The sequence below is a fragment of the Candidatus Symbiopectobacterium sp. NZEC135 genome, assembly GCF_025962695.1.
On record NZ_JAGFPF010000754.1, the window covers coordinates 1 to 976 of the forward strand.

General features: G+C 50.2%; 1 protein-coding gene and 1 pseudogene. Both read left to right on the top strand.

Translation table 11 applies throughout. From position 1 onward, the window contains the following. Window positions 1-363: pseudogene (locus tag J5224_RS30225) on the top strand (hypothetical protein); the annotation flags it as partial. A 95-nt stretch (window positions 364-458) separates the two neighbouring features. Continuing rightward, the coding region (gene argO / locus J5224_RS30230) for an arginine exporter ArgO (RefSeq protein WP_264628741.1) at window positions 459-976 on the top strand (518 nt) is incomplete at its 3' end.

Here is a 976-nt window from a genome sequence, read left to right on the forward strand (position 1 = left end):
GAGCCAAAGCTTTACTTTCGCATTATTTCCATCGTGCTGATTGGGGTGACGGCCTGTGCGCTGTTGTTGCCCGTGATTCGTCGAGAGATTATTCGCCGTTTCCGGCAAGAAAGCCTGCCCGTGTGGGATATCCTGTTGTTGGTGCTCTATTTCGTTATCGTCGATACCATCGAACACCACCGCTTATTGGCGTTTCTCTTTGTCTACGACACATCGCGTACCGATTTGCTGGAAGAGTTGTTTGAACTGCCGTTTATGTTTTCGCTGTTTGCCGTTGCTTTCCTATTGCAACGTAATGAAAAGCTGGTTGGAGCCAAAACGCTGCCGGTTTCACCTTCGGTATTGCACGATATTCGAAATTAGATTCTCTAATGAATAATTAGAATCTTCAATTTCAATTAATGGAAAAACCGCCTTACACTCCTTCGAATTGTTCATCCGGGAGAGTGTAGAGAACCATGTTTGGCATGTATTGGCAGGGATTTTTTCTGGGCGCGGCGATGATTTTGCCACTGGGACCGCAAAACGCTTACGTGATGAATCAGGGGATTCGGCGTCAGTATCATCTGATGATTGCCCTGCTGTGTGCATTGAGCGATGTCATTTTGATCTGTGCGGGTATCTTTGGCGGTAGCGCATTGTTGAGTCAGTCATCGCTGTTGCTGTCATTGATCACCTGGGGAGGCGTTGCGTTTTTGCTGTGGTATGGCTGGGGCGCGTTCAAGGTGGTTTTCAACCGCCAGCTTGAAGTCGTCAGTGTGGATATCGCACGGCACAGCCGCTGGCGCGTTATCGCTAGCGTATTGGCAGTCACCTGGCTGAATCCGCATGTCTATCTGGATACTTTCGTGGTGCAAGGCAGCATTGGTGGGCAGATGGCACCCGACGCGCGCAGTTGGTTTGCCTTGGGTTCCATTACGGCTTCTTTCCTGTGGTTCTTTGCATTGGCGTTGCTGGCGTCCTGGTTGGCACCGTG